This is a genomic window from Methylobacterium sp. PvP105, assembly GCF_017876975.1.
Taxonomy (GTDB): domain Bacteria; phylum Pseudomonadota; class Alphaproteobacteria; order Rhizobiales; family Beijerinckiaceae; genus Methylobacterium; species Methylobacterium radiotolerans.
Map to the genome: position 1 here is coordinate 4989979 of NZ_JAGIPA010000001.1, position 26138 is coordinate 5016116.

The following is a 26138-nucleotide window of genomic DNA, read 5'->3' on the forward strand; positions in this document are numbered from 1 at the left end:
GCGCAGCACCTCAGGATGAGGGCACGGGTTGAATGGATCGGGTCCCGGCTCGGTGTTGTGTCATCCTGTCCTGCGGTCGCTACCCTTGCCCGTAGGCGCGGGCGACGAGCCGCATCGTGTGAAGGTCGCGCGAGGCCGAGTACGCGGCCCGCTCCTCGGGCCGGCGCAGGGCCGAGCCGAAGGCGCGCACCTGCTCGGCGAAGGGCGAGCTGTCGGCGTCGAAGGCGAGCGGCTCCGCGCGGCCGCTGGCGCCGTCGATGAAGGTCAGCGAGCCGCCGGCCGTCTGGCCCATCGTGTTCTCGGCGACGAGCAGGCCCTTCGTGCCGACCACCTCCAGGCGGCGGCGGGGCAGTGCGTCGGGACAATTGTAGGCGACGTGCAGGCTCGCCAAGGCACCGCCCGCCGTCTGCCCGATCAGCAGGGCGCCGTCATCGACCGCGTAATCCTGGGCCTTGGTCTGGGTCAGGGCCGCGATGGTGGTGATCGGCTCGCCGAGCAGGAAGTCCACGAGGTCGAGCCCGTGCGGAGCGAGGTCCATCAGGGCGCCGCCGCCGGCCTGGGCGGCGTCGATCCGCCAGTTCGGCTGGCCGGCCTCCGACCAGTCGCGCCCGAGCCAGCAGGCGTAGACGATCCGCACGGTCGTGATCGTGCCGAGCCGCCCGGCTGCGACCTGCGCGCGGATCGCCCGGTGGGCCGGGTGGTGCCGCTGGTCGAAGGCGGTCCCGTAGAAGATGTTTTGCGACTCGACGGCCCGGACGATGGATTCGGCGTCCCCGAGCGTCGCCGCCATGGGCTTCTCGCACAGCACAGCCTTGCCGGCCGCAGCCAGCGCCTCGACGGCGCCACGGTGAAGATGGTTCGGTGTCGCCACGTAGACCGCCTCGACCGCGGGCTCGGCGATCAGGCCGGCGAGATCGGCGTGCCCGCGGGCGCCGGCCCGCTCGGCGGCCGCGCGGCTGTCCGGATTCGGATCGCTGACCGCCACCAGCCGGTGGCCGGCGGCGCGGATGCCCGGCTCCATGTAGTCGCGGGCGACCCAGCCGTAGCCGACGATGCCCCAGCCGACCGCGTCCATCACCAACGCTCCGGCAGATCGACGAATTCGCGCACGCGCACGCGCTGCGTCTCCGACGCTTCGAGGCCTTCGTCGAAAGTCAGCGTCTCGGGTCCGGGTGAGCGCAGCGGGTAGGTGGCGCGGGGGCCGTATTCCGCCTCGTAGCGCTCAGAGGGCCAGCGGATGACGTAACCCTCGCCTTCGGGCGCGTAGAGCGGGTTGAGCCGCAGCACGGTCCCCGGCTTCGGCAGGGTCAGCCCGTCGACCAGCGCGCGCGGCGCCGGGCGCATGCCGGGACCGCACACCAGCGAGAACGCCTCGCAGCTCCGCAGGGCCGCGGGCTCCTGCGGGCCCGGCGCCCGCGCCGCGACCAGCGCCCGGGTCAACTCCGCATCGTCGTAGACCAGGGCGTCGGGAAACAGCTCGGCGATCTCCTCGGCCGTCACCGCTCGGCCGGCCGAGAAGCCCGGGCAGTCGCGGTTGTGGATGTGGCTCAGCGCCAGCCAGCCGTCATCGCCGGCATTCTGGCGGAGACTCTCGAGCAGAGCCGCCTTGTCGTCGAGGAAGTAGAAGGCGTCGTTGCACACGACCAGATCGACGGGAGCCCCCGGGATCGGCCAGTGGGCTGAGCCGGCGTCGAAGCAGACGAGCTGCGCCTTCTCGGCGACGACCCAGTGGCGGGCCACCCAGAGCTTGGCGAAGACCACGTCGGCCCCGGCGACCTTGCAGCCGCGCCGCTGCAGCTCCCGCAGGTAGTGGCCGATGCCGCAGGCGAATTCGAAGACGCACACGGGCTCGTTCCAGTGCGCCTCCAGCAGCGACAGGCCGGCCAGGAAGGTCGGGTCGCTCCAGCGGTGCAGGAAGTAGTCGCCGACGCGTCCCCAGCCGAGGAGCTCGACCGCGTCGCGCAGGGTCGCGGTGCGGCGCTCCTTGATCAGGCGGATGATCCCGGCGGGATCGGCCGGCGGGCCGTTCCACCAATCGTCCTGATCGACCAGGAGGGCGGCCAGCGCCTCGTCGGGCTCGCCGGCGTCGAGATGGGCGAGCACCCGCTCGACCAGGGCGTCGCGGTTGATCCGCAGGTACGGGATGCCGTCGATCACGGGCCAGCGCGCGCCGGTCTCCGCGTCGCGCAGGGCGTGCGGGCCGTCGGCCTTCAGCGGGTTGCCGGTGTCCGGCGATCTGAGTTCGAACGGGATCATGGTTCTCGGGGCCGCCCGGGCAGATGGGCGACCGGGTCCGGCGATCAAGGGATGCGCATGTCGGCGAGGACACGATCGTGGAAGCCCTTCACCGGGCCGGCATGGACCAGCTCCCACTCGTCGAGCACCATCCCCATCGTGGTCGAGGCGCCGCGCAGGTGCTGGGCGATCTGCAGGACGCGGTCGATGCAGTCGGCCGCGTGGAAGGCGCGGCCCTCCGCGGTGGCGTCGTCGGGCAGGACCGCGCGGGCGCGCTCGACCTGACCGCGCAGGGGCTCGGCGAGTTCGGCGAGCGCCCAGGCGGTCGTGGTCGCCATGATCGGGCCGAGATGGTCGCCGAGCAGCATCTCGCCGGTGAAGCCGGCATCCGGCATCGCGGCGTTGTGGAAGTGGTGGGCCATCGCGGCCAGGAACACGGTGCCGGGATCGGCCCGGTAGAACGGGCTGAGGCAGACGCCGTAGACCGCCACGATCAGGCAATGCTCGGCGTGGTTCTCCGGCGGCTCCAGCAGGATCCGGGCGCGGCCGGGACAGGTGACGCCCGCCCGCGGCTGCTGCGCCAGGGCGCCGACGAAGCCCGGCAGCGGCCCGGGCCGGCCCGCCGGACGCGGCGCGAGCCGCGCGCGCAGGCGGTCGCGGAGATCGGGATCGAGGTCCCCGGTGACGGCGTCGAAGCCCGCCACCAGCACCGCGGAGGCGGCCTCGTCCGAGAGCCCCGCCGCGGTCAGGAAGGCCGCGTCGAGGTCGCAGAGGCGCGTCGCCGCGAGGGTGACGGCCGCGATGTCGAGGGCGACGTCGTCGGGCGCGCCGCCGCCGGTGAGGAGCCCCCACCCCTGCGCGAACAGCCGCTCGGCAATCGACCCCTGGCGGCCCGCCGAGCGGACGCGCTTGAGGTCGTTCATCTCGACCAGGAGGTCGCGCAACGCCTCCGGCGCGGCGGCGCCGGAATGGGGCGACTGAGTCTCGCTTGGCATCGTCTCGTTCCGAAAAGCCGCCCCCTGGTTTCGACGACGCCTAGTGCACGCCCAGCCAGTCGCGGAGCATCTGCTCCTGCTTGCCGAAGGCGTGCTCCGGCCCGTGGCCGTTCTTCACCATCGGCGCCTTGAAGAAGGTGGAGAGCTGCTCCTGCACGCCGCCGTCGCCGCGCTTGCTCGCGAGATCGAGCACGCGGGCGATCTCGATGACGAGCGGCGCGGCCAGGATCGAGTCCTTGCAGAGGAAGTTGACCTTGATCTGCATCCGCTGGCCCATGAAGCCGGTGACGTCGATGTTGTCCCAGGCCTCCTTGTCGTCGCCGCGCGGCCGGTAATAGTGGATGTGCACCAGGTGGTCCTCGACCGGGTAGCCGAGGATCGAGTCGAGCACCGTGCCCTTGGTGTTGAGCTTCGACTGCAGCGAGTTCGGGTCGTTCAGGGCGAGGCCGTCGCGGTTGCCCAGGATGTTGGTCGAGAACCAGCCGTCGACGTGGAGCGCACGCGCCTTGAAGGCGGGGGCCAGCACAGTCTTCATCATGGTCTGCCCGGTCTTGCCGTCCTTGCCGGCCACCGGGACGTTCAGCTCCTTGGCGAGCTCCAGGAGCGCCGGCACGTCGGCGGCCACGCTCGGGGTGAAGTTGGCGTAGGGGATGCCGCTCTTGATCGCCGCGTATGCGTAGAGCATCGCCGGGGAGATCGCCTCGTCGCTCGAATCCAGGCCCTTCTCGAAGGCGGCGGTCGAGTTCAGGGTCGGGTCGTTGAGGTCGGGCCAGCGCTCCGTGGAGGCGAGGTTCACCACGACGACGTCGTCGAGGTTGCTCTCCTTCTGGAAGCGGCGGAGGTCGTTGGCGATCACCGAGACCGCCTCGCGGTGGTCCTTGGCGACGATCCGGTTCTGGCCGTCGATGTTCTTGCAGAACTTGGCGCTTCCGACCGCCGGCCAGGGCGTGATGCCCTTCAGGACCTGGGCGCCGTTCTCGATATCGTCCTTCGAGAGCACGCCGTGCCCGCTCGCCGCGGAGGCGAGGTCGTCGCCGTTCAGGTCCCAGCCGCCGAAGACGAGGTCCTTGTAGTCGGCCATGCCGGCCACAGAGAGACCGGCGAGCGGCAGCCCGTCGAGACGGTTGGAGCCGGATTTGATCATCTCGATGCCGGCGATGGCAGTGGTGGCGACAGCGCCTCCCATGCCTACGAACGCGACACCGACGCGGCGACCGGACTGCATGCTCATCGGTAACTGATGTCCTTGTGCGGACGCGGGTGGCGTCTTGAAGGGTCCGTCCTGGGACGGAAATTCGCCCCCCCGGGGCCGTACCTAACTGGCTCGGCGGTGCCGCGTTCCAAGCCGAATGCGACAACATTGCCCCACCGTCCTCCCGCGCGGGGCCGGCCGGCGGCGTTAACGTGACCCTAACGAGCAGGGTTAACCCTTCCTTGACCGTGCCACGCTTGGATCACGGGGCCGTCCCATTCTGGTCACGGCCGGCGTCGATAGGGCCGCCGCTTCCGGAAAAAACCCGGCCGTCAGAGCCGGGCGGACGCAAGGACCGATCTGAAGAGGACCAATGATGGGGGTTTTCCCGGAGCCGGCGCGTCGCGCCGACGACGTGAGCCGACTCGTGCCGCAGACCCTGACCGGCACGGGCCATTTCGAGGATGAAGCCGTGGCGTGGCTGCCGCGGGCCGGACGCGAGACAGGGCGCCGGTCACTTCGCCGCACCGGCCTCGGCCGGATCTCCGGGACGCTGGCCCTGGGGCTCGTCGCCGGGTTCGGCCTGCCGCAGGCCGCCTTCGCGCCCGCCTACTTCGCGCCGGCCGCCCAGGCCCATGACCGGGTCGACACCAGCCCGCGGGCCGCGCAGGCCCTCGCACAACGCGCGTCCGAGCCCGCGGTTCCCGCAGAGGCTCGGGCGGCCAAGGACGCCTGGAACGGCCTGCCGGTGCCGGAGCAGGAGCCCGCCACCACGGCCCTGATCCAGGAAGACCTCGCGGCCCTGCCGCGGGTCACGCAGGAGCAGGACGCGGTCAAGTTCGGCGAGCGCAGCGTGCCGCGCAAGGTGGTCGACACGATCGTCAAGGCCTCCGACGAGGCCGGCGTCGATCCGGTCTACATGATGGCGCTGGCCGACAAGGAATCGAGCTTCGACACGGACGCGAAGGCTGCCACATCCTCGGCGCAGGGGCTGTTCCAGTTCGTCGCCCGCACCTGGCTGGAGATGATCCGCGATTACGGCGCCCGCTACGGGCTCGCCGAGGAGGCCGCCGCCGTGAAGGGCCGGGGCGCCGCGATCACCGTCGCGGGCAGCATGCGCGCCCGGGTGCTCGGCCTGCGCAACGACCCGCGCGTCGCCGCGCTGATGGCGGCCGAGCTGATCAAGCGCGATCGCGAGCGGATCGAGGCCCGGGTCGGGCGCGCGCTCACCACGACCGAGCTGTACCTCGCCCATTTCCTCGGCACGGCGAGCGCCGGCCGCTTCCTGTCGCTCTCCTCCGAGAAGCCCGACGAGGTCGCCGGACGCGAGTTCCGCACGGCGGCCCGGGCCAATCGCAGCCTGTTCACCGAGAAGACGGGCGGCAAGCGCCGCAGCCTGACCGTGTCCGAGCTGCACGACCGGATCGACGGCATGATCGACCGGCGGCTGACCCGCTACCAGGGCGTGGCGGCGGTCGCCGAGGCCCTCGACAAGGCGCCGGTCCAGAGCGACGTCGCCGCCGCCGAGGAGACGGCTCCCGTGGCCGGCAACCGCCGCGTCGAGGTGACGGAGGCGCTGCCACCGGACGGGGTGTGAGGACCCCGTCGGGGCGCCCGCTCGCCTGAGCCAATTGCCTGAGCAAGTTGGATCGCCGCTTCGGCGCGCCGGGTCTGTCGGATTGACAGTCCTCCCTGCCGACATCGTCCCCGATCGAGGCGCCGTCCCCGATCGAGGCGCCCAGATGTCACCTCGGGCGGATCTCGGGCAGGCCCGAGACCCGTCGGGAGAGGGGGGCGTGAAAATGAGGAATGGCGCGGCTCTCCCGCACGGAATCGTCTTCGTTCCGAACCGTCGCGACGCGATCGGGAACGGCTCTCGCGCCGACCGCGGTTCCGGCTTCCGGCCCCGCCCGCGGCGCCCCGGAGCATCCGGCGGTTCAGGGGCGGCGCATCGGGGCCGGAGACGGGCTCTCGCCCGACCGCCGAGCAGCGTCAGACCTCGGCTTTTAAGGCACTGTTAACCATAGCAAGACCAATCCTGTCGGCAGACTACTTCTCTAAGAGACGCTTGGCGCCGATGCCCCGCTACTTCATCGATCTGCACGACGGCTCGCAGCCGATCCACGATGAGGTCGGGTTCGACCTGCCGGATCTGCCGGCGGCCCGCGCCAAGGTCACCCGGATCATGTCGGCGATCGCCCGCGACATGCTGCCGGACGTCGAGCGCCAGGATTACGTGGCCTGCGTCCGCGACGGCGTCGGCAAGGTGGTCTACCGAGCGCGCCTGTCCCTCGCCGCCGAGATGGTGGAGTGAGGCGGGCGCCCTCCGCGCCCGCGATGCGCCCCTGAGACCGCGCCGAATCCGCCCTGAGGCTCCCCGCCGCGCCGCGGCGGCGCTTGACCGCCCCCCGGTTCCGGCCATCTCGGATCCATGAAACGGCGCAGCCTGCTCACGGTCGCGAGTGCGGCCACGGTCATGACGCTCGGCGGCGTCGGCTACGCCGCGCACCGGCGCGGACGGAATCCCTATTACCGCGGCCCGACCTCCGACCATTTCGACGGGCTGCGGTTCTTCCTGCCGGGACAGTCGACCGACAAGGCGCTGCCGGACGTGCTGCGCTGGCAGGCCAAGCGGCAGCGCGAGCCCTGGCCGAAGAGCTTCCCCAGCCCCTATCCTGCCGACCGGCCACCGGAGCGGGTCGAAGGCCTGCGGGTCGTGCTGATCGGCCACGCGAGCTACCTCGTGCAGGTCGCCGGCCGGAACATCCTGATCGATCCGGTCTTCGCCAAGCGCGCGAGCCCGGTCCGCTTCGCCGGGCCGAAGCGCGTCAACCCGCCGGGGATCGCCCTCGCCGACCTGCCGCCCATCGACGCGGTCCTCATCACCCACAATCACTACGACCATCTCGACGGGCCAAGCCTCGCCCGGATCTGGCAGGCGCACCAGCCGCTGATCGTGGCGCCCCTGGGCAACGACACGATCCTGCGCGGCTACGACGACACGATGCATGTCGAGACCCGCGACTGGGGGCAGTCGGTCGATCTCGGCGACGGGCTGCAGGTCCACCTGACCCCCGCGAACCACTGGTCGGCCCGGGGCGTCAACGACCGACGGATGGCACTGTGGTGCGCCTTCGTGCTGACCTCGCCCCGCGGCGTGCACTACCATGTCGGCGATACCGGCTTCGGCGACGGCGCGCTGTTCTCCGACGTCCGGGCCCGGTTCGGGCCGCCGCGCCTCGCGACGCTGCCGATCGGCGCCTACGAGCCGCGCTGGTTCATGCAGGCCCAGCACGTCGATCCGGCCGAGGCCGTGAAGGCCTTCACCCTGCTCGGCGCCGAGCAGGCCCTCGGCCACCATTGGGGCACGTTCCAGCTCACCGACGAGGGCATCGAGCGGCCCGTCGAGGCGCTCGCGGCGGCCCTCGGCGGCGCCGGTATCCCGGCCGAGCGCTTCGTCGCACTCCGGCCGGGCCAAGTCTGGGAGGCCTGACCCGCGCTGTCTCCGGGCTGTCTCCGCGCTGTCTCGGGAAGCGACGGCAGGCGCAGGCGGGCATTGGGCACGATGCGTGCATCATTCTGTATGCAGCATGGGGAGGAGGCTGGGGCAGCGCCGTCGCGCGCCTGACGGCCGGTGCCGCTCCGTGCGGCGCCCGCGCCTTCAGCCGAGAGACACGATGGACCCGATCAAGCCGACACGCCGATCCCTGATGGCCGGGGGCGTCGCCCTCGCGGCGCTGGGAGCGGCGGGCCGGGCCGGCGCGCAGGGCGCGGCCCCCGGCACCCTGACCTACGGCATCTCCATGACCGACCTGCCGCTGACCACCGGGCAGCCGGACCGGGGCGCGGGCGGCTACCAGTTCACCGGCCTGACCCTCTACGACCCCCTGGTCGCCTGGGAGCTCGACGTCGCCGACCGGCCCGGCAAGATGGTGCCGGGCCTCGCCACCGCGTGGGAGGCCGACCCGGCCGACCCCAAGGTCTGGACCTTCCACCTGCGCGAGGGCGTGGCCTTCCACGACGGCTCGGCCTTCGATGCCGACGCGGTGATCTGGAACTTCGACAAGGTGCTGAACAAGGAGGCGCCGCATTTCGACCAGCGGCAGGCCGCCCAGGTCCGCCCGCGCCTGCCCGGGGTCGCGAGCTACCGGAAGCTCGATGCCAAGACCGTCCAGGTCGTCACCAAGACGCCCGACAGCCTGTTCCCCTACCAGATGCTCTGGTTCCTGATCTCGTCGCCGGCGCAGTACGAGAAGGTCGGGAAGGACTGGGCGAAGTTCGCCTTCGAGCCCTCGGGGACCGGGCCGTTCCGGATGGGGCAGCTGGTGCCGCGGGTGCGCCTCGAGCTGCTGCCGAACGTCGGCTACTGGAACCCGAAGCGGGTCCCGAAGCTCGCGAAGCTGACCCTCACCTGCGTGCCCGAGGACCTCGCCCGGGTGAACGCGCTCCTGTCCGGCAGCGTCGACCTGATCGAGGCGCCCGCGCCCGACGCGGTGCCGCGCCTGAAGGCCGCCGGCATGCGGGTCGTGGGCAACGAGACGCCCCATGTCTGGAACTACCACCTGTCGATGCTGGAGGGATCGCCCTGGCGCGACCTGCGCCTGCGCAAGGCCGCCAACCTCGCCATCGACCGCGCGGGCGTCGTCGAGCTGATGGGCGGTCTCGCCCAGCCCGCGGTCGGGCAGGTCCAGGAGTCGAGCCCGTGGTTCGGCAAGCCGGGCTTCAGGATCCGGACCGACGTCGAGGCGGCGCGCAAGCTCGTCGAGGAGGCCGGCTACTCGGTGAAGAACCCCGCGAAGGCCACGGTCCTGATCCCGACCGGCGGCACCGGGCAGATGCTGTCGCTGCCGATCAACGAGTTCGTCCAGCAGAGCTGGGCGGAGATCGGGATCCAGGTGGAGTTCAAGACCGTCGAGCTGGAGGTCGCCTACACGGCGTGGCGCCAGGGCGCCGCGGATCCGAGCCTCAAGGGCGTGAGCGCCGGCAACATCGCCTACGTCACGTCCGACCCGTTCTACGCGATCCTGCGCTTCTACGATTCGCGTCAGATCGCGCCGAACGGCGTGAACTGGAGCCACTACCGCAACCCCGAGGTCGACGCCCTCTGCGACAAGGTGAAGGCGAGCCTCGACGTGGCCGAGCAGAACCGGCTGCTCGCGCGCATCCACGAAATCGTCGTCGACGACGCCGTGCAGGTCTGGGTGGTTCACGACACCAATCCGCACGCGCTGTCGTCGCGGGTGAAGAATTACGTCCAGGCGCAGCACTGGTTTCAGGACCTCGCGACGCTCGCCTGATCCATCCGAAACTGTGAGGCGCGCGGGAAGAACGGGAGAACATCGGGAACGATCGGCGCGAAGACGGGTTGGACCCCGAACGCACGAAGGAGAGTCCCATGAAGACCCTGCTTGCCGGCGCCGTCCTGGCCGCCTCCCTCGCGAGCGTCGTCCCCGCCGCGGCGCAGCGAATCGAGATCGGCCCCGACGGGCCGAGCGTCGACCTGCGCTCCCGCGCCAATCGGGAGCGCGACTTCCGCCGCGAAGAGTATCGACGCGACCGCGCCTACGACGAGGACCGCCTCTACCGGCGGCAGCGCTTCGACGACGACCGCCCGGTGATGCGGCGCGGCTACGGATACTGACTCGCCGCGCGGATCGCCGTCCGGTGATTGCGCGTCCTCTTCGGGGGCCGGCTCGCGCCGGCCCCTTTTTCTATGCCGACTCGCCGGCGACCGAGCCGAGACGGCGCGCTCAACCCACAGGGTCGAATTTCGCACTTGCAGCACGGCGAGTCGGAGACTAGGAAGATCGAGCATCAAATTTCGGGAGCATCTGGCAATGACCCTCCGTTTCATCAGTGGCTTCGCGGCGGTGACCCTCGCGGTGTGCGGCCTCTCTGCTCCGGCCGCTCTCGCCAAGCCGGTGAGCGGAGCGAGCGCCGTCAAGATGATCGACACCGACAACGACGGCACCGTCGACATGAAGGAAGTGGAGGCGGTGGCCTCGGCGACCTTCGACCGTCTCGAGAAGGACTCGGACGGCACGCTCGACGCCAAGGAGCTGAAGGGCCGCCTGAGCAAGGCCGGCGTGCAGCAGGCCGATCCGGACAACGACGGCACCCTGGACAAGAAGGAGTACCTCGCGGCCGTCGGCGAGCGCTTCAAGATGGCCGATCCGGACAACGACGGCACGCTCGACGCCAAGGAGCTGAACTCCAAGGCCGGCAAGGCCCTCCTCGCCCTCATCAAGTAATACCGGCCGGACGCTCCTGATGGTGCGTCGATGAGTGAGGCCCCCGCGGAGCTGCCGCGGGGGCCTCACCGCGTTTTAACCATCCGTTCACCTTGCCGGACCGCGCCATCCGCCGGATCTGCACGCAAAAGTTGTGGTTTGTCGCCGACCTTTTCTGGCATGCCCCCGCATCGGCCCTCATACGGCATCGGGCATCGGCGTCTCCGCGCTCCGTCGCGCGGGCCGGCGGACCGTTCGGCACCCGGTTTACCCATCCGGAGAGATGCGACGCTCGACCGCTCGCCGGGCACGCCGGGGGGAGTTGACGGCTCGCAACCTGTAGGTGCACCCTCGAACTGGTTGAGGGACCAACACGATGCGCGACGGCTCACCAGAGGACGAAGCGAACGCGAGACGCCGCGCGGAACTGTGCGCGCTGGCCGACGGGCGTGACACCGGCACCGGGCGGGACGCCGACGTCGCGGATGCGGACCCGACGGACCGGCTCGGCGAGCTCGGCGACGCGCTGCTCGCCGCCTATCAACTGGCCGAGCAGGACGGCGATCCGCTGACCGTGGCGCTGCTCGAACAGGCGCTGCTGCGGACCGGGCGGCGCCTGGCGCGCGGCATGTCGCCCGCCGATGTCGGCATCGCCTGCCACTGAAGCGGCGCAGGATCCCGCTCGCGGCGCGCGACCCCTCCCCTGAGGCGATCGCCGGGACGCCGCGGCGGCCCGGCTACGCGCCCGGCGCGGCGCGGTCGAGGAAGGCGCGAAGGTAGGCGCCGACCGCGCCCGCGCGCTCGACGGCCAGCAGGTGCGCCGCGCGGGGCAGCACGACGAGCTCGGCCTGGGCGATGCCGCCGCAGATCTCCTCGGCCATGGCCGGAGGTGTCGAGGGATCGTCGCGGCCGGCGATGACCAGGGTCGGCGCGGTGATGGCTCCGAGCGCCGGACGGAGATCCATGCGTCCGATCGCCCCGCAGCAGACCGCGTAACCGGCCGGATCGCAGGCCAGGAATCGCTCGCGGACAGCCCGGACCGCCTCGGGGTCGCGCGCCGCGAAGCCCGGCGTGAACCAGCGCCCCAGCGTCGCCTCGACCACGGCCGACGTTCCCTGGGCGCGCACGGTCGCGGCCCGCTCATCCCAGCTCTGCTGGCTCGGCAGGAAGGCCGCCGTCGCCATCAGGGTGGCACTGAGCGCCCGTCCGGGATCGGCGCTCGCCAGCGCCTGCACGGTCATCCCGCCGAGCGACAGGCCGACCAGATGGGCCCGGCCGATGCCGAGGGCGTCCAGCAGGCCCGCGAGGTCCCCGGCCAGATCCGCGACCGCCGTGGGCCGGTCGCGCGTGTCCGATCCGCCGTGGCCGCGGGTGTCGTAGCACAGCGTCCGGTAGCGTCCCGCGAGCGCCGGCAGGAGCGCGTCCCACATCTCAAGGGTCGCCCCCAGCGAGTTCGAGAAGGCGACGACCGGAGCGTCCTCGGGACCCTCAAGGTGGTAGCGGAGGCCGAGTCCTCCGACGGTGATCTGCGGCATGCGGCTCTCTCCGGTCCGGGCTCTCGAGGGTGTCGCGCCGGCGGGCGGCGGGGCGGGGATCGCGGGCATCGCCATCCCCCGACGGCATTCAGGCGCGGCCAAGGGGAATCAGGCCCCAGCCACGCTCGTGGAGGTAGTACAGCACGGTCTTGGTCACGGTCTCGGTCGAGGCGATCGAGCCGGCGACCAGCACGCTTCCGGTGAACAGATAGGACAGCAGCAGCGTGTCGAGGCTCCCGACGACGCGCCAGCTCATGGCCTTGGCGATCGAGCGGAGGCGGCTCTCCCCGGCGGGGGGCGCGCCCGTCCGGGCGGGCTCCGGCGCGCGGCCATCTTGGGTCGGGACGTTGTCGGCGGGCATACGGGCTCCCTGCTGTCCATCCGAGACACGCGCGGCGGCGCTGTCCGTTGCGGGCCGCGCCACCGGATGCCGTCCCGTCGGACCGCCCGGCGCGCGGATGACGATGCCGCGAGCCCGGCGATCCGGAGGATCGTCTTCAACATGAGCTAATGCGCCGGCGGCCGAAACGCTCGACAAGAGCGGCGGCGAGGCCAGAGGAGATCAGCGATGCACGAGCCTGCGATGGGCGACGCCGCGACCCGCCCGGCGGAGTTCTGGGACACGGTCGGCGGTCTGGTGACCGCGAAGGTCGAGCCGGTGATCGGCCGCGCCGACAAGCAGCGCAGCCCGGTGATCGACTACCTGCGCGACTTGGAGGCCCTGGCGCGGCGCCAGTGCAGCAGCCGCGAGACGGTCCAGATCATCGCCTCGGGGCGGCGGCTTCTCGGGGACCGCAGCGAGATCGGGCCAGCGGACGGGCCGTTCACCCGCGCCTGAGCCGGGCACCCGGCGCCGCGCGCGATCGCGCGGCGGGTGCGGCCGGGCTGCCCATCAGGGCCGCCCGCGCCCCGGCGGCCGAGCGGGCACCGCCCGCGCCGCCCGCGACCGGACCAGGTAGATCGCCGCCGCCACCGCCCAGGCGGCGCAGGTCGGTGCCACCCATTGCTGCAGGTTCGGCAGCGACCAGCCGTACAGGAACTCGGCGCCGAGATGCGCCTGCACGGCGTCCCAGCCCGCATGCTTGATGTCGTGCTCCCGCTGCCCGGCCTCGCGGCCGTAATAGTAGGTCGAGACCACGAGCGCCGCGACGCCTTCCGGGCGGGGGCTGCGCAGCAGGATCAGCGCGGCCGCCATTCCGGCGGTCTCGGGGATCGCCGTCAGCGCGTGGCTCATCGCCGGGTTCGCGACCATGTAGGCGACGAGCGTTCCGAGCATGGGCGGCGCTTACACCAATCCCGACGCGGCGTCTGCGGCGACCCGGATCCGCGCCCGCGTTCGCGCGCGCCTTCGCGCGTGCATCCGCGGCCGGCGCCGCGCGGTTGACCCAGCGAGGCAGGGGCATCGGAGCCGCGCATGACCGACACCTACGAACTCGGCCGCTTCGTCGCCGCGCAGGAGGGCGTGTACCCGCGCGCCCTGGCGGAATTGCAGGCCGGGGACAAGCGCAGCCACTGGATGTGGTTCGTCTTCCCGCAGATCGCCGGGCTCGGCGCGAGCCCGATGGCGCAGCGCTACGCCATCGGGTCGCTCGCGGAGGCCGAGGCCTACGCGGCGCACCCGGTGCTCGGCGCGCGCCTGCGCGCCTGCACGGCGGCCGTCAACGCCGTCGCCGGGCGCTCGGCACACGCGATCTTCGGCTCGCCCGACGATCTGAAGTTCCGCTCCAGCATGACGCTGTTCGCCCGCGCCGTGCCGGGGGAGCCGGTCTTCGCCGACGCGCTCGCGCGCTACTTCGACGGCGTCCCCGACCCGCGGACTCTGGCGAAGCTCGGGGCGGGCTAGGGCGTCACCGGCCCCACAGGCCGACCCGCTCGGCCCGGGCCTGCTCCTCCGCGCCCAGGAGGTCCGGTGGGGCGTCCTCCGAGGCGCGGGCGCCGCCCGCCGCCAGGATCAGCCCGGCGAGGTCGTCGCCCTCGATGCGGCAGCGGGCCGTGGCCCCGTCGGACAGGCCGCTGCAGACGACCTCGCGACGGCGCAGGTAGCTGGCGAGCTGGCGGGCGAGGTGGCCGCGCTCGCCGACCACGCCGAGGAGGCGCACGACTCGCCCGCGCAGGTTGAGGGTGCCGGTGTCGATCACCTCCGGCACGCCGCGGACCTCGCCAACCGCGGCCGGCTCGGGTGCGGGTGCCGTCGCCCGGGCCGGCTCGGCCCGCTCCGCCGAGGGGCGGGCCCTGCCCTTCGCGAGCTTCTCGGTGGCCCGCTGGACGAAGTCGTGGAAGATCCCGGCCGGCATCTCGCCGCCGAACATGCGGTTCATCGGACTGTCGTCGTCGTTGCCGACCCAGATCCCGACCACGAGGTCGGGGGTCATGCCGACGAACCACGCGTCGCGGAAATCCTGGCTCGTGCCGGTCTTGCCGCCGATGATCTGGCCCGGCACCCGCGCTGCGCGGCCGGTGCCGGATTCCACCACCGCCTGCAGCGAGTCGAGCATCATCGTGCGCGGTTCCTGCGCCAGCATCGGCCCCGGGGCCGCGTCGGTGCGGACGTAGAGCGGCTGCGGCGCGGCCCCGCGGATCGCCTGGATGCCGTAGGTCTGGAGCGGGGTGCGCCCGGACAGGACCGAGCCGTAGGCGCGGGTCATCTCCAGGAGGCTCACGGCGCCCGAGCCGAGGACGAGGCTCGGCACGTTGGGCAGGTCGGACTGGATCCCGAGCTTGCGGGCGGTGGCGATCACCGCCGGGATGCCGACATCCTGCCCGAGCTGGGCCGCCACGGTGTTGATCGAGAGCGCGAAGGCGGTCCGCAGGGGCACGGCCCCCCGGTAGCGGCCGTCGTCGTTCTCGGGCTGCCAGTCGCCGATCTGGATCGGGCGGTCGACCATCACGGATTCCGGCGTGTAGCCCTTCTCGTAGGCCGTCAGGTAGGCGAGGAGCTTGAACAGGGAGCCGGGCTGGCGCTTGGCCTGGACGGCGCGGTTGAACTGGCTGTCCTCGTAGTCGCGGCCGCCGACCATGGCGAGGATCGCGCCCTCCTTCGAGAGCACCACCATGGCGGCCTGGCCGACCTTGCGGCGGGCGCCGTCCTTGTCGAGGCGGCGGGCCACGACGCCCTCGGCGAGGCTCTGCAGGTCGAGGTTGAGGGTCGAGCGCACCGTCATGTCGCCGTCCGTGCCGGCGAGGCGCTTCACGTCGCCCGCGATCATGTCGAGGAAGTAGTTGGTGCCGGGCGGCGCCTCGGGGGGCGACTTGAGGGTCACGCTCTGCTTGCGCGCGGCATCGGCCTCTCCTTGCGTGATCGCGCCGGTCTCGACCATGGCCTGGAGCACCACGTCGGCGCGCTCCTTGGCGCCGCCGAGGTTGCGGGTCGGGGCGAGCTGCGAGGGCGCCCGCACCAGCCCGGCCAGCATCGCCGATTCCGGCAGGTTCAGCGCCTTGGCGGGCTTGCCGAAGTAGCGCCGCGCCGCCGCGTCCGCCCCGTAGGCGCCGGCGCCGAAATAGGCGGAGTCGAGGTAGCCGAGCAGGATCGCGTCCTTGCTCATCGTCGATTCGACCCGCAGCGCCAGGAAGGCCTCCTGCACCTTCCGCCAGAGCGTCTTCTCCTGGTTGAGGGAGGTCAGGCGAACGTATTGCTGGGTGATGGTCGAGCCGCCCTCGCGCACGCCGCCGCCGCGGAGATTGCGCCACGTCGCCCGGGCGAGGCCGCGCAGGTCGATGCCCCAGTGACTGTAGAAGCGGCGGTCCTCGATCGCCACGATCGCCTGGGCGAGGTGCGGCGGCAGGTCGGCCGCGGTGAGCTTCTGGCCCCGGAAGCTGCCGCGTGTGGCGAAGACCCGGCCGTCGTCGGCCTCGACGGTGATCGCCCGCTGGCCGGTCTCGACCACGGCGCCGCCCAGCGGCGGCAGGCTCACGAAGGCGGCGAACAGGTAGATCGCCAGCGCCAGCGCCGGCAGCAGGACCACCAGGGCGGCGGCGATCACGGCCGGGTGCCGGCGGCCGAGGATCGGGCGACGTCGCCGAGTCCGGACGCGCGCGCCCGTCTCGGCGGCGGGCGGGAGATCGGCCCGCGCTCGCGCCGCGCGCTCCGCCGCGCGGGCCGACAGGGCCCGGCCGGTCCGCGCGAGGCCGAGTCCGGCCGCGGCGAGGAGGGTCCGGAGATGGCGCGCGAGGTCGCGCGCGGCGCGCCCAGCCTCCCGGGCGGCGAACCGCGGGTCCGGAGCGTCGGCGGCGGGATCCGGCTTCGGCGGTTTCGGCCCGTCGGCCGGGGCGCGTTCCGGCGCGTCGGGCGTCATCGTGGTGCGTGTTCCGGGACCGGTCGATCCGGCCGACCGAGCCTTCTAAGCCGCATCCGTCCCGGTGTCCCGCCGGTGCGGGGTCGCGGGACGGGCGCAGCGTCGATCGCGCCGCGACCGTGTGGATCGGGCCACGGGGTCCGGTCCGGCCGGGGCCGGCTCACCGGCCGAGCGGCGCTCCCGGACCGACGGCCCCGTGCTGGGCGCGCAGCTTGAAGGCCAGGATCAGCAGGAGGATGCCGAAGGCGAAGGTGTAGGAGCCGATCCACCACGTCAGCACCAGGGCCGACATGCCCGGGTTGATGAGCAGCGCGAGGCCGAACAGGATCGACACGACCCCGCCCAGGACGAGCCACCAGCGCCCGTAATGGAGGTGCAGGCGGAAGGCCGCGGCGATCATCAGGCCGCCGGTGACCAGCGCCCAGGCGGCGAGCAGCAGGACGAACGCCCAGACGGCCGCGGCCGGCACCAGCACCGCCGCGACGCCCACGACGATGTCGACGAGGCCCTCGAGCAGCAGGAAGCCCCAGCGCTCGTGGCGCTGCGCGGCCCGGACCGCGCCGACGACGGCGAAGATTCCGTCGACGAGCATGTAGGCGGCGAAGAACAGGACGAGTGAGAGCACGAAGGCGCCCGGGGCGATGAACGCGACCGCCCCGAACAGGATCGCGATGACGCCGCGCAGGGCGACGAGCCACCAGTTCCGCGCCAGCGCCGCGCTCATGGCGTCGAGGCGCGCCACGCCGACGAGCGGGATGCCGGAGGGCGTGGTCGCGGGGCCGGATCCGGGGCTGTTCGGCGTCGGGGATGGGCTGCTGGTCATGGCGAACTCCTGGGCCTTCAGGCCGAGAACCGCGAAGGTTCCGGGCGCAGAACGCCGCAGTGCGGCATGCGTTCCTAGACGGGCCGATCTGCGCGTGGAACCTTGAGCCTGCGGCCGGCTTTTGCTGCCTGAGGCGGGCGATGCGACAAGCCCGGTCACCCCCGGGTGGCCGGCCCATCGGGCGACGACTTCCCATGTTTGACGATCAGCGGCACCTCTCCGAGGACGAGGCGCGCCCGCGGCCGGCCGACGGCCCGGCCGTCGCGCGCGAACGCGACGTGCTCGATCTCGGCCGCACCGAGCCGGCCGCCGATCGCGGGGCCGACCGCGAGGCCGCGCGCAAGCCCGGCACGGAGGGGGCCGACGACGCGCCCGAGGCGCAGGACGGGCAGGCGGGAGACGACGCCGAGGATGACGACGACGGCGCGCGGCGCCCCAGCGTCCTGCGGCGCCACCCCGTCGCGTTCCTGCTCGGCGGCCTCGCGGTCGTCGCGCTCTGCGTCGGGGTGTTCTTCTACTGGCTGCTCTACATGCATCCCTACGAGAGCACCGACGACGCCTTCGTCGACGCGCGCAGCATCTCGATCCAGCCGAAGGTCGGCGGCTACCTGGTGGACGTGCCGGTCACCGACAACCAGCACGTCGAGGCCGGCCAGATCCTGTTCCAGGTCTTCCAGCGCGACTACGACATCGCCCTCGACCAGGCGAAGGCGCAGGTCGCCGCCGACGAGGCCGGCATCAAGAACATCGACGCGCAGATCCAGGCGCAGTACGCCAACATCGACGTGTCCAAGGCGCAGGTCGCCACCGCCGAGGCGGCGCTGAAATTCGCCCAGGAGGACGCGGCCCGCTACAAGGACCTCGCCGAGCGCGGCTCCGGCTCGGTCCAGCAGTCGCAGTCGGCGACCTCGACGCTGCAGCAGCGGCAGGCGGCCGTGCAGAGCGCCAATGCCAGCGTGGTCGCCGCGCAGAAGCAGGTCGGCTCGCTCCAGGCCCAGAAGGCCTCGACCCAGGCGCAGCTCGGCCGCGACCGGGCGCAGGTCGAGCAGGCCGAGCTGAACCTCGGCTACACGACGGTGCGCGCCGTGCAGGGCGGCCGCATCGTGCGGCTCACCGGCGGCGTCGGCCAGCTCGCGCAGGCCGGCCAGACCCTGGCGATGTTCGTGCCCGACGACATCTGGGTGACGGCGAACTTCAAGGAGACGCAGATCACCGACATGCGGCCGGGCCAGCCGGTCGACATCGAGATCGACGCCTATCCCGGCCGCAAGATCCAGGGCACCGTGGCCTCGGTGCAGCCCGGCTCGGGCACCGCCTTCAGCCTGCTGCCGGCGCAGAACGCCACCGGCAACTACGTGAAGGTGACCCAGCGCATCCCGGTCAAGATCGTGGTCAAGAACTGGCCGACGGACGTGTCGATCGGCCCGGGCATGTCGATCGTCCCGACCGTCACGGTGCGGTGAGCGCCGTGGCTGGCCAGGCGAGCGCGGCCGCGCCCGGACGCAAGCCGGGTGCGGGGCAGGCGAGAGGAAGCAAGGCCGCGTCCGGCAAGGCCCCGGGCGGCCACAATCCGTGGCTGATCGCGGGCGTGGTGGCGCTGGCGACCTTCATGGAGGTGCTCGACACCACCATCGCCAACGTGGCCCTGCGCTACATCTCGGGCGGGCTCGCGGTCGGTCCCGACGAGGCGGCCTGGGTGGTGACGAGCTACCTCGTCGCCAACGCGATCACCCTGACCGCGTCGAGCTTCCTGGCCAAGCGCTACGGCCGCAAGGCCTTCTTCATGTGGTCGGTGGCGCTGTTCACCGTCTCGTCGATCCTGTGCGGCTTCGCCTGGAGCCTGGAATCCCTGCTGCTGTTCCGGGTGATGCAGGGGCTCGGCGGCGGCGGCATGGCGCCGCTCGCGCAGTCGATCCTGGCCGATTCCTTCCCGCCGGCGAAGCGCGGCCAGGCCTTCGCGCTCTACGGGGTCGCCATCGTGGTGGCGCCGGTGATCGGCCCGACGCTCGGCGGCTGGCTCTCCGACAACGCTTCCTGGCACTGGTGCTTCCTGATCAACGGGCCGGTGGGCGTGATCGCCCTCGGGCTGATGTACTGGCTGATCGAGGACAGCGACGCGGCCAAGAAGGAGCGCCGCGCCCTGGTCCGCAAGGGCATCCGCTTCGACATCGTCGGCTTCGTGCTGGTCGCCCTGTTCCTCGGCTCGCTGGAGGTGATCCTCGACGAGGGCCAGCGGAAGGACTGGTTCGGCACCTCGACGCTGATGAACGTCTCCGGCGTGCTGATGGTCGTCTCGTTCATCGCCATGATCCCGTGGCTGCTGACCCGCGAGAACCCGGTCGTCGACCTCCGCCTGATCGGCAACCGCCAGTTCGGGTCGTGCTTCCTGGTGATGATGTTCACCGGGGCGATCCTGATCGCCACCACGCAGTTCATCCCGCAGATCACGCAGGAATATTACGGCTACACCGCCACCCTGTCGGGCCTCGTCCTCGGCCCGGGCGGCATCGTCACGGTGGTGATGATGTTCCTCACCGGCCGGATCTCGTCCTACGTCCAGCCGAAATGGCTGATCGCCACCGGCATGACGATCGTGGCGCTCGGCATGTACGACCTGACCCGGATCGACGGCAGCACGACCTTCGCGTTCTTCGCGTGGTCGCGGGTCTATATCGGCATCGGCCTGCCGATGGTGTTCCTGTCGATCACCTCGGCCTCGTACGAGGGGATCCGCAAGGACCAGACCGATCAGGCCTCGGCGCTGATCAACGTCGCCCGCAACGTCGGCGGCTCGATGGGTGTCTCGCTCGCCCAGAACATCCTGGCCTACCGGAGCCAGTTCCATCAGAGCCGCCTGGTGGAGAGCGTCAACCCGGCCTCGCCGGCCTACCAGGAGACCATGCGGCAGGCGACGCAGTACTTCTCCGAGCACGGCTACGCCGGTGTCGAGGCCCAGAACCAGGCGACGGCGTGGATCGGGAGCGTGCTCAGCACCCAGGTGGCCTACTGGGCCTATATCGACGTGTTCTGGGTGCTCGGCCTCGTCGCCGCCTGCGCGGTCCCGCTGGCCCTGAGCCTGAAGAGCGTCAAGCTCGGCGGTGGGGCGCCGGCCGGGGGGCACTGAGGGCGGCGGCCGCGGCCGGGACGGCGCCCGGATTCCGGACGCGCCCCGGCCCGCGGACCGGCCCCCGAGCCCTAGCCCGGATCGTCGGCGGGCTTCTCGCCCGGTGCCGCGAACAGATCCTCCGGCGCGGCCACGGTGACGCGGCGCTGCGCCACGTCGAGGACCGGCACGAAGGCCTTGGTGAAGGGCAGGAGCGCGGTGGCGCCGCCGTTCGGCGGTCGCAGCTCCAGGAGATCGCCGCCGCCGTAATTCGGCACGGCCACGATCGTCCCGACGAGGGTTCCGGCCTCGTCCACCGCCGCGGCGCCGATCAGGTCGGCGGCGTAGACCTCGTCGTCGTCCTCGGGCGCGGCCAGACGGTCGCGGGGAACGAACAGGGCCACGCGGTTGAGCGCCTCCGCGGCGCTGCGGCCCGAGACACCCTTGACCCGGGCGATCAGCATGTCGGGCGACGAGCCGGGGGCGGGACGCACGTCGGCGAACGCCAGCGTCCGGCCGTCGGACGTCTGGAGCGCTCCGTAGCCGGCGATCGCCTGCGGATCGCCGGTGTAGGACTTGAGCCGGACCTCGCCGGTGAGGCCGTGCGCCCGCCCGAACTCGCCCAGCAGGACGAGGTTGGGATCGGGCGGCACGGGCGGCGGCGCCGGCCTGGGGGCCGGTGCCTTGGGCGAGGTCGCCGCGTCGGGCGCGATCTTGCCGATCGCCGTGCTCGTGCGGCCTCGGCGGCCGCCGTCGCGGGAGGTGGGACCTGCGGGGCGGCGCGCCATGACCGGTGCGCCTTACGCGGCGGCGTCCTCGGCGGGGGCGGCGGCCTTCTCGGCGCGCTTGGCGGCGCGCTCCTTGGCCTTCTCGCCCGGCTCCGCCTTCTGCGGGTTGTTGCGGGCCGGACGCTTGGCGAGGCCGGCCTGGTCGAGGAAGCGCAGGACGCGGTCGGTCGGCTGCGCGCCCTTGGCGAGCCAGCTCTGGATCTTCTCGTTGTCGAGCACGATGCGGGCCGGATCGTCCTTGGCCTTCATCGGGTCGTAGGCGCCGACCTTGTCGATGAAGCGGCCGTCGCGCGGGGCGCGGGCGTCGGCGACGACGATGCGGTAGTAGGGGCGCTTCTTGGCGCCGCCGCGGGTGAGACGGATCTTGAGGGCCATGGTCTGACTACTTTCGCTGTTGCTCGATCTGGGACTCGTGGTCCGCCTTGATCGACTGGTGGTGCCGAATGACTTCCTTGACCACGAAGGCCAGAAACTTCTCGGCGAAGTCGGGGTCGAGCTTGGCCTCGACCGCGAGCTTGCGGAGCCGGGCGACCTGACGGGCCTCCCGGTCCGGATCGGAAGGGGGGATCCCCTTTCGGGCCTTGAGCTCGCCGACCCGCTGCGTGCAGCGGAAACGCTCGGCGAGGAGGTGGATCAGCGCCGCATCGAAATTGTCGATGCTGTCCCGCAGGCGCGCGAGTTCGGGATCGACGGCCTGGGCCGCGAGCACGCTCATTTCTTCTTCCCCGGCATGAACCCACCGAGACCCGGCAGCTTCGGGCCGCCGAGGCCCGGAAGTCCGGGAAGCTTGGGCATCCCGCCCCCGCCCAGGCCCGGCGGCATCGGCGGCAGCTTGCCGCCGAACTGCTTCTCGAGCTGCGCGATCTGCTCCGGCGTCGGCTCCGGCATGCCGGGCGGGAGGCCGGGCATTCCACCGCCCATCCCGCCGCCGCCCAGGCCGAACATCGAGCCGAGCGCCTGCCCGATCCCGCGCTTGCCCTGGCCCATCGCCTTCATCATGTCGGCCATGGTCCGGTGCATCTTCAGGAGCTTGTTGATCTCCGAGACGTCGACCCCCGAGCCGGCCGCGATGCGCTTCTTGCGGCTGTTCTTGAGGAGGTCGGGGTTCTTCCGCTCCTGCGGGGTCATCGACGAGATGATCGCCCGCTGGCGCTTGAACATCTTCTCGTCGAGGTTGGCGCCCTCGACCTGCTTCTTGATCTGGCCCATCCCGGGCAGCATGCCCATCAGGCCGCCGATGCCGCCCATCTTCTCCATCTGGGCGAGCTGCATGGACAGGTCTTCGAGATCGAACTTGCCCTTGCGCATCTTCTCCGCGGTGCGGAGCGCCTGCTCGTGGTCGATGGTCTCGGCGGCCTTCTCGACGAGCGAGACGATGTCGCCCATGCCGAGGATGCGGTTGGCGACGCGGGCCGGGTGGAACTCCTCCAGCGCGTCGACCTTCTCGCCGACGCCGACGAGCTTGATCGGCTTGCCGGTGACGGCGCGCATCGACAGAGCCGCGCCGCCGCGGGAATCGCCGTCCATCCGGGTCAGGACGATGCCGGTGACGCCGAGGCGCTGGTCGAAGGCGCGGGCGGTGTTGACCGCGTCCTGGCCGGTGAGCGCGTCGGCGACGAGCAGCACCTCGTGGGGCTTCGTCGCGGCCTTCACCTCGGCGGCCTCGGCCATCAGGCCCTCGTCCACCGTGGTGCGGCCGGCGGTGTCGAGCATCACCACGTCGAACCCGCCGAGACGGGCGGCGTCCATGGCGCGCTTGGCGATCTGCACCGCAGACTGGCCGGCGACGATCGGCAGGCTCTCCACGCCGACCTGCTTGGCCAGCACCGCGAGCTGCTCCATGGCGGCCGGGCGGCGCGTGTCGAGGGAGGCGAGCAGCACCTTGCGCTTCTCGCGGTCGGAGAGGCGCCGGGCGATCTTGGCGGTGGTCGTGGTCTTGCCCGAGCCCTGCAGGCCGACCATCAGGATCGGCACCGGGGCGGGGGCGTTGAGATCGACGGTCTCGGCGTCGGTGCCGAGCATCGCCACGAGCTCGTCGTTGACGATCTTCACGACCATCTGGCCGGGCGTCACCGACTTGAGCACGACGGCGCCGACGGCCTTCTCCTTCACCCGGTCGGTGAAGCCGCGGACCACCTCGAGGGCGACGTCGGCCTCCAGCAGGGCGCGGCGCACCTCGCGCATGGCGGCGGTGACGTCGGCCTCGGTCAGGGCACCGCGACGGGTGAGTCCCGAGAGGATGCCGGAGAGGCGGTCGGACAGGCCTTCGAACATGATCCTGACGCCCCGCCGTTACTGCTCGAGCCCGGCGCGCTCGACGCGGCGCGCCTGGAGGGCGGCCTCGAAGCTGCGCAGGGCGCTCGCGAATTTGTCCCGGCACTCCGGGTTGCAGAAGCCCACCACGGCGCCGTTGTAGAGCGTCAGCGAGTCGGCCGAGATCGGCTTGCCCGACCACGGGCAGGTCTCGTTGATCGCGTCCTCGATCTTCAACGCTTCTTGATCTCGCGTCATGCGGGTGCCTCGGCCGGCGGATCCCGTCCTCGCATATCGGCCAACGCCCATCGCGTCCGAGGGCGCGGACGCGCTGTCGGGCGTTGACCTCCGGCCTCACGGGACCGGTCGGCTTGGCATCGGTCGATCTGCAACGGATCGGGAGGCCGGGGCGTAGCGGCAGCCGGCCGGAAAGTCAATTTTCGCGCCCGGTCCGGGCCACCGCGGTTCGCTCCGGCGCCGGGACGGGCGGGACGAACCGCGTTAACTTTTACCGATCGTTAAGCATGTTGGGATTGTCTTCAGCCCATATTCGCTCAGGACGCCCGCCGATGTCGGAACCCGCCCGCTCTCACTCGCCGACCGAGCCCGGCAGCTTTCCCTCGACCGGTCCGCTCCGCGACTGGCTGACGGCGATGAAGGCCCAGGCGCCGGTCGAGACCCGCGGCGAGGCGCGGCCGGCGGAGGCCCCGCCCGAGGCGAAGCGGGCCCGCGGCGGCGAGACGGCGTGGTCGCCCCGCGTCGTCGCGACCCACGAGGCCCCGCGGGTCGCGGCCGAGGATCCCGACATCGCCGAGCTGATGGCCGAGAACCTGATGCTGAAGGCCAAGCTGCGCGTCGAGGCCGAGCGCCAGGACGAGCTGCAGGCCATCCTGGCCGACGAGATCCGGACCCTGCGCGAGCATATCCGCGACGAGATCGGCTCCCTGGAGGATCTCCGGGCCGAGCAGGAGGACGTCCGCATCGAGCGCGAGGAGTTCCGCGGCGAGCGGGAGCGCTTCCGGGCCGAGCGCGAGGAGCTGCGCGCCGAGCGCGACCGGGCGATCGCGGAGCGGGACGCCCTGCGGGCCGAGCGTCTGACCCTGGCGGGCGAGCGCGACGCCCTGCGCGAGGAGCGCGACTTGTGGCGCGCCCGGACCGAGGCGCTGGCCCAACCGCTGTTCCAGTCCCAGCGGCGCTGAGCGCGCACCCGGACCCTGAAACGCCGAAGGGCCACCCGAGAGGGTGGCCCTTCCATTGCCGAACCGTGTCGTCCGGCGGAACTGTCCCGAGATCGGGTCTCTAGCGCGTCTTAGAGCGACGCGCCGGAGGCGACGGTCCAGGTCCGATGAGCCGAGACACACGGCTGATGACAATGAGACACTGGATCACCTCCTTTCGTTGGTTGCGGGTGAAGCGAAGGTAGGTGGCCGCACCCGGCTTGTGAAGCCCCGCGCCTGCGCCCGTTTGTCCTCCCCAGATCGGTGCCGAACCGGCGCCGCGCCGGACCGGGCTCTCCCAGGGGCCGGCGCTTCCCCGCCCCGGCGGCCGGGCGTATGACGGGCGTCCCGAGGTCTGCCCGAACCGCCTTGAACGCGCCCTTCGCCAACCCGCCGCGCCCCGCCGACGAGGCCGCGCTCGATCCCGACGCGATGCGCCAGCCGCTCGGCAACGCGTGGTACTGCGTCGGGCAGTCCCGGAGCCTCGGCAGGGCGGGCGGCCGATCGGCCCTGCGGGCCGTGGCGCTGAACGGCGAGCAGATCGTGCTGGGCCGCGCCCCCGACGGCACGCCCTTCGCGCTGCGCGACCGCTGCCCCCACCGTGGCATGGCCCTGTCGAAGGGCCGCTTCGACGGCGACACCCTGATGTGCCCGTTCCACGGCTGGCGCTTCGGCACCGACGGGCGCTGCCGCGACGTCCCGACCCTGTCGGAGCACGACGCGGCCGACTTCTCGCGCATCCAGGTGCAGCGCTTCCCCGTGCGGGAGAGCGCCGGCTTCCTGTGGGTCAACCCGCATCTCGGCCCCGCCGCGGGCGCGGTGCCGGAGGTGCCGGCGCTGGACTTCGAGCCCGCCGGCTCCCTCGTGGTCGAGTTGGAGGTCGAGGCCTCCTTCGACCTGACGACGCTGAGCCTCGTCGATCCCGGGCACGTCGCCTTCGTCCACGATTCGTGGTGGTTCCGGCCCTCGAAGCAGCTCCGCGAGAAGGTGAAGACCTTCCAGCCGGTGCCCCACGGCTTCGTGATGACGAGCCACGCGACCACGACGAGTTCGCCGGTCTACCGCCTGCTCGGCGGCATCCCCGAGGTCGAGATCGAGTTCCGCCTGCCCGGCGTGCGGCTGGAGCGCATCCGCGCGGGGGAGAAGCGGGTGGCGAACTACACCTTCGCGACGCCGCTGACGCCGGACCGGACCCTGCTCACCAACGCGCTCTACTGGAGCATGCCGGCGCTGAACCTGCTCAAGCCGGTCGCGCGCCCGCTGATGCGGCAGTTCCTGACCCAGGACCAGCAGGTGCTCCAGCACGCGCAGGACGGGCTCGACCGCAAGCCCACCATGGTGCTGTTCGGCCAGGGCGACCTGCCCTCGCAATGGTATTTCCGGCTGAAGCGCGAGGCCCTGGAATCGGCCCGCGACGGTCGCCCGTTCGTCAACCCGCTGGAGCGCCGCGAGTTGCGCTGGCGCTCCTGAGACGC

At 71.9% G+C, this 26138-nt stretch carries 27 protein-coding genes; 13 read left to right on the forward strand and 14 right to left on the reverse strand.

Features of this window, described 5'->3' with window-relative positions; translation table 11 throughout:
• Positions 1–79: 79 nt before the first annotated feature.
• From J3A75_RS24380 to J3A75_RS24395, 4 genes are read right to left on the reverse strand one after another with little or no spacing between them, the layout of a single operon-like run.
• Complete coding sequence (locus tag J3A75_RS24380; protein WP_070999979.1) at positions 80–1075, reverse strand: Gfo/Idh/MocA family protein; 996 nt, start codon at positions 1073–1075, stop codon at positions 80–82.
• A complete protein-coding gene (locus J3A75_RS24385) occupies positions 1075–2256 on the reverse strand; it encodes a class I SAM-dependent methyltransferase (RefSeq protein WP_058606201.1) in 1182 nt (393 codons plus the stop codon). Before J3A75_RS24385 ends, J3A75_RS24380 begins: the two co-directional genes overlap by 1 nt.
• Positions 2257–2300: 44 nt before the next feature.
• Entirely contained in the window at positions 2301–3230 is a 930-nt protein-coding gene (locus tag J3A75_RS24390) for a hypothetical protein (protein WP_070999980.1), read from the reverse strand.
• A gap of 40 nt (positions 3231–3270) precedes the next feature.
• The gene (locus tag J3A75_RS24395; RefSeq protein WP_012320535.1) at positions 3271–4461 is read right to left on the reverse strand and encodes an inositol-3-phosphate synthase; all 1191 of its coding nucleotides are present in this window, start codon (positions 4459–4461) and stop codon (positions 3271–3273) included.
• A 337-nt stretch (positions 4462–4798) separates the two neighbouring features.
• Here J3A75_RS24395 and J3A75_RS24400 point away from each other — a divergent pair, with 337 nt between their 5' ends.
• From J3A75_RS24400 to J3A75_RS24430, 7 genes are all read left to right on the forward strand, one after another.
• Positions 4799–6019 carry a transglycosylase SLT domain-containing protein gene (locus J3A75_RS24400; protein WP_209650952.1) on the forward strand — a complete coding sequence of 407 codons (1221 nt, stop codon included), beginning with the start codon at positions 4799–4801 and terminating at the stop codon, positions 6017–6019.
• A gap of 480 nt (positions 6020–6499) precedes the next feature.
• Positions 6500–6736, forward strand: a complete 237-nt coding sequence (locus tag J3A75_RS24405; protein WP_012320537.1) for a DUF6894 family protein — start codon at positions 6500–6502, stop codon at positions 6734–6736.
• A 117-nt stretch (positions 6737–6853) separates the two neighbouring features.
• Positions 6854–7915, forward strand: a complete 1062-nt coding sequence (locus J3A75_RS24410; protein WP_029361336.1) for an MBL fold metallo-hydrolase — start codon at positions 6854–6856, stop codon at positions 7913–7915.
• A 184-nt stretch (positions 7916–8099) separates the two neighbouring features.
• A complete protein-coding gene (locus J3A75_RS24415) occupies positions 8100–9719 on the forward strand; it encodes an ABC transporter substrate-binding protein (RefSeq protein ID WP_209650794.1) in 1620 nt (539 codons plus the stop codon).
• Positions 9720–9817: 98 nt separating this feature from the next.
• Entirely contained in the window at positions 9818–10063 is a 246-nt protein-coding gene (locus J3A75_RS24420; protein ID WP_024829221.1) for a hypothetical protein, read from the forward strand.
• Between the two features lie 196 nt (positions 10064–10259).
• Positions 10260–10673 (forward strand): histidine kinase, encoded by a 414-nt coding sequence (locus J3A75_RS24425; RefSeq protein WP_012320541.1) that lies wholly within the window; start codon positions 10260–10262, stop codon positions 10671–10673.
• 355 nt (positions 10674–11028) lie between these two features.
• Positions 11029–11316, forward strand: a complete 288-nt coding sequence (locus J3A75_RS24430; RefSeq protein WP_070999981.1) for a hypothetical protein — start codon at positions 11029–11031, stop codon at positions 11314–11316.
• A gap of 73 nt (positions 11317–11389) precedes the next feature.
• On the opposite strand, the gene pcaD is transcribed toward J3A75_RS24430, so the two are convergent.
• The gene (gene pcaD / locus J3A75_RS24435) at positions 11390–12187 is read right to left on the reverse strand and encodes a 3-oxoadipate enol-lactonase (RefSeq protein ID WP_209650795.1); all 798 of its coding nucleotides are present in this window, start codon (positions 12185–12187) and stop codon (positions 11390–11392) included.
• Positions 12188–12275: 88 nt separating this feature from the next.
• Positions 12276–12548 (reverse strand): DUF2061 domain-containing protein, encoded by a 273-nt coding sequence (locus J3A75_RS24440; protein ID WP_024829219.1) that lies wholly within the window; start codon positions 12546–12548, stop codon positions 12276–12278.
• 207 nt (positions 12549–12755) lie between these two features.
• Between J3A75_RS24440 and J3A75_RS24445 the strand changes: the two genes are divergently transcribed.
• Complete coding sequence (locus J3A75_RS24445; protein ID WP_012320545.1) at positions 12756–13025, forward strand: hypothetical protein; 270 nt, start codon at positions 12756–12758, stop codon at positions 13023–13025.
• Positions 13026–13079: 54 nt separating this feature from the next.
• Here the strand turns inward: J3A75_RS24445 and J3A75_RS24450 are convergent, their stop codons facing one another.
• Positions 13080–13463: a hypothetical protein gene (locus tag J3A75_RS24450; protein ID WP_012320546.1), complete on the reverse strand. Its 384-nt coding sequence runs from the start codon at positions 13461–13463 to the stop codon at positions 13080–13082.
• A 138-nt stretch (positions 13464–13601) separates the two neighbouring features.
• Between J3A75_RS24450 and J3A75_RS24455 the strand changes: the two genes are divergently transcribed.
• Positions 13602–14030 carry a DUF1810 domain-containing protein gene (locus J3A75_RS24455; RefSeq protein WP_012320547.1) on the forward strand — a complete coding sequence of 143 codons (429 nt, stop codon included), beginning with the start codon at positions 13602–13604 and terminating at the stop codon, positions 14028–14030.
• Between the two features lie 4 nt (positions 14031–14034).
• Here J3A75_RS24455 and J3A75_RS24460 read toward each other — a convergent pair whose 3' ends face one another.
• Both J3A75_RS24460 and J3A75_RS24465 read right to left on the reverse strand, forming a co-directional pair.
• Positions 14035–16479 carry a PBP1A family penicillin-binding protein gene (locus J3A75_RS24460; RefSeq protein ID WP_070999982.1) on the reverse strand — a complete coding sequence of 815 codons (2445 nt, stop codon included), beginning with the start codon at positions 16477–16479 and terminating at the stop codon, positions 14035–14037.
• Between the two features lie 160 nt (positions 16480–16639).
• Positions 16640–17302, reverse strand: a complete 663-nt coding sequence (locus J3A75_RS24465) for an HdeD family acid-resistance protein (protein ID WP_024829216.1) — start codon at positions 17300–17302, stop codon at positions 16640–16642.
• 194 nt (positions 17303–17496) lie between these two features.
• On the opposite strand from J3A75_RS24465, the gene J3A75_RS24470 reads away from it, so the two are divergent.
• Both J3A75_RS24470 and J3A75_RS24475 read left to right on the forward strand, forming a co-directional pair.
• Complete coding sequence (locus tag J3A75_RS24470; RefSeq protein WP_043074222.1) at positions 17497–18765, forward strand: HlyD family secretion protein; 1269 nt, start codon at positions 17497–17499, stop codon at positions 18763–18765.
• Entirely contained in the window at positions 18762–20426 is a 1665-nt protein-coding gene (locus J3A75_RS24475) for a DHA2 family efflux MFS transporter permease subunit (RefSeq protein WP_024829214.1), read from the forward strand. Before J3A75_RS24470 ends, J3A75_RS24475 begins: the two co-directional genes overlap by 4 nt.
• Positions 20427–20497: 71 nt before the next feature.
• Here J3A75_RS24475 and rimM read toward each other — a convergent pair whose 3' ends face one another.
• The 5 genes from rimM to J3A75_RS24500 are packed head-to-tail and all read right to left on the reverse strand — an operon-like array spanning position 20498 to position 23704.
• Entirely contained in the window at positions 20498–21193 is a 696-nt protein-coding gene (gene rimM, locus J3A75_RS24480) for a ribosome maturation factor RimM (protein WP_070999983.1), read from the reverse strand.
• 12 nt (positions 21194–21205) lie between these two features.
• Positions 21206–21568 (reverse strand): 30S ribosomal protein S16, encoded by a 363-nt coding sequence (gene rpsP / locus J3A75_RS24485; RefSeq protein ID WP_012320553.1) that lies wholly within the window; start codon positions 21566–21568, stop codon positions 21206–21208.
• 7 nt (positions 21569–21575) lie between these two features.
• Positions 21576–21908, reverse strand: a complete 333-nt coding sequence (locus J3A75_RS24490; protein ID WP_012320554.1) for a chorismate mutase — start codon at positions 21906–21908, stop codon at positions 21576–21578.
• Positions 21905–23467 (reverse strand): signal recognition particle protein, encoded by a 1563-nt coding sequence (ffh, locus tag J3A75_RS24495; protein ID WP_024829213.1) that lies wholly within the window; start codon positions 23465–23467, stop codon positions 21905–21907. Before ffh ends, J3A75_RS24490 begins: the two co-directional genes overlap by 4 nt.
• An 18-nt stretch (positions 23468–23485) precedes the next feature.
• Positions 23486–23704, reverse strand: coding sequence for a glutathione S-transferase (locus J3A75_RS24500; protein ID WP_012320556.1), 219 nt, complete (start codon positions 23702–23704; stop codon positions 23486–23488).
• Between the two features lie 311 nt (positions 23705–24015).
• Between J3A75_RS24500 and J3A75_RS24505 the strand changes: the two genes are divergently transcribed.
• Both J3A75_RS24505 and J3A75_RS24510 read left to right on the forward strand, forming a co-directional pair.
• A complete protein-coding gene (locus tag J3A75_RS24505) occupies positions 24016–24645 on the forward strand; it encodes an ATPase (protein WP_070999984.1) in 630 nt (209 codons plus the stop codon).
• 450 nt (positions 24646–25095) lie between these two features.
• Positions 25096–26133, forward strand: a complete 1038-nt coding sequence (locus J3A75_RS24510; RefSeq protein ID WP_409518687.1) for an aromatic ring-hydroxylating oxygenase subunit alpha — start codon at positions 25096–25098, stop codon at positions 26131–26133.
• Positions 26134–26138 lie beyond the last annotated feature (5 nt).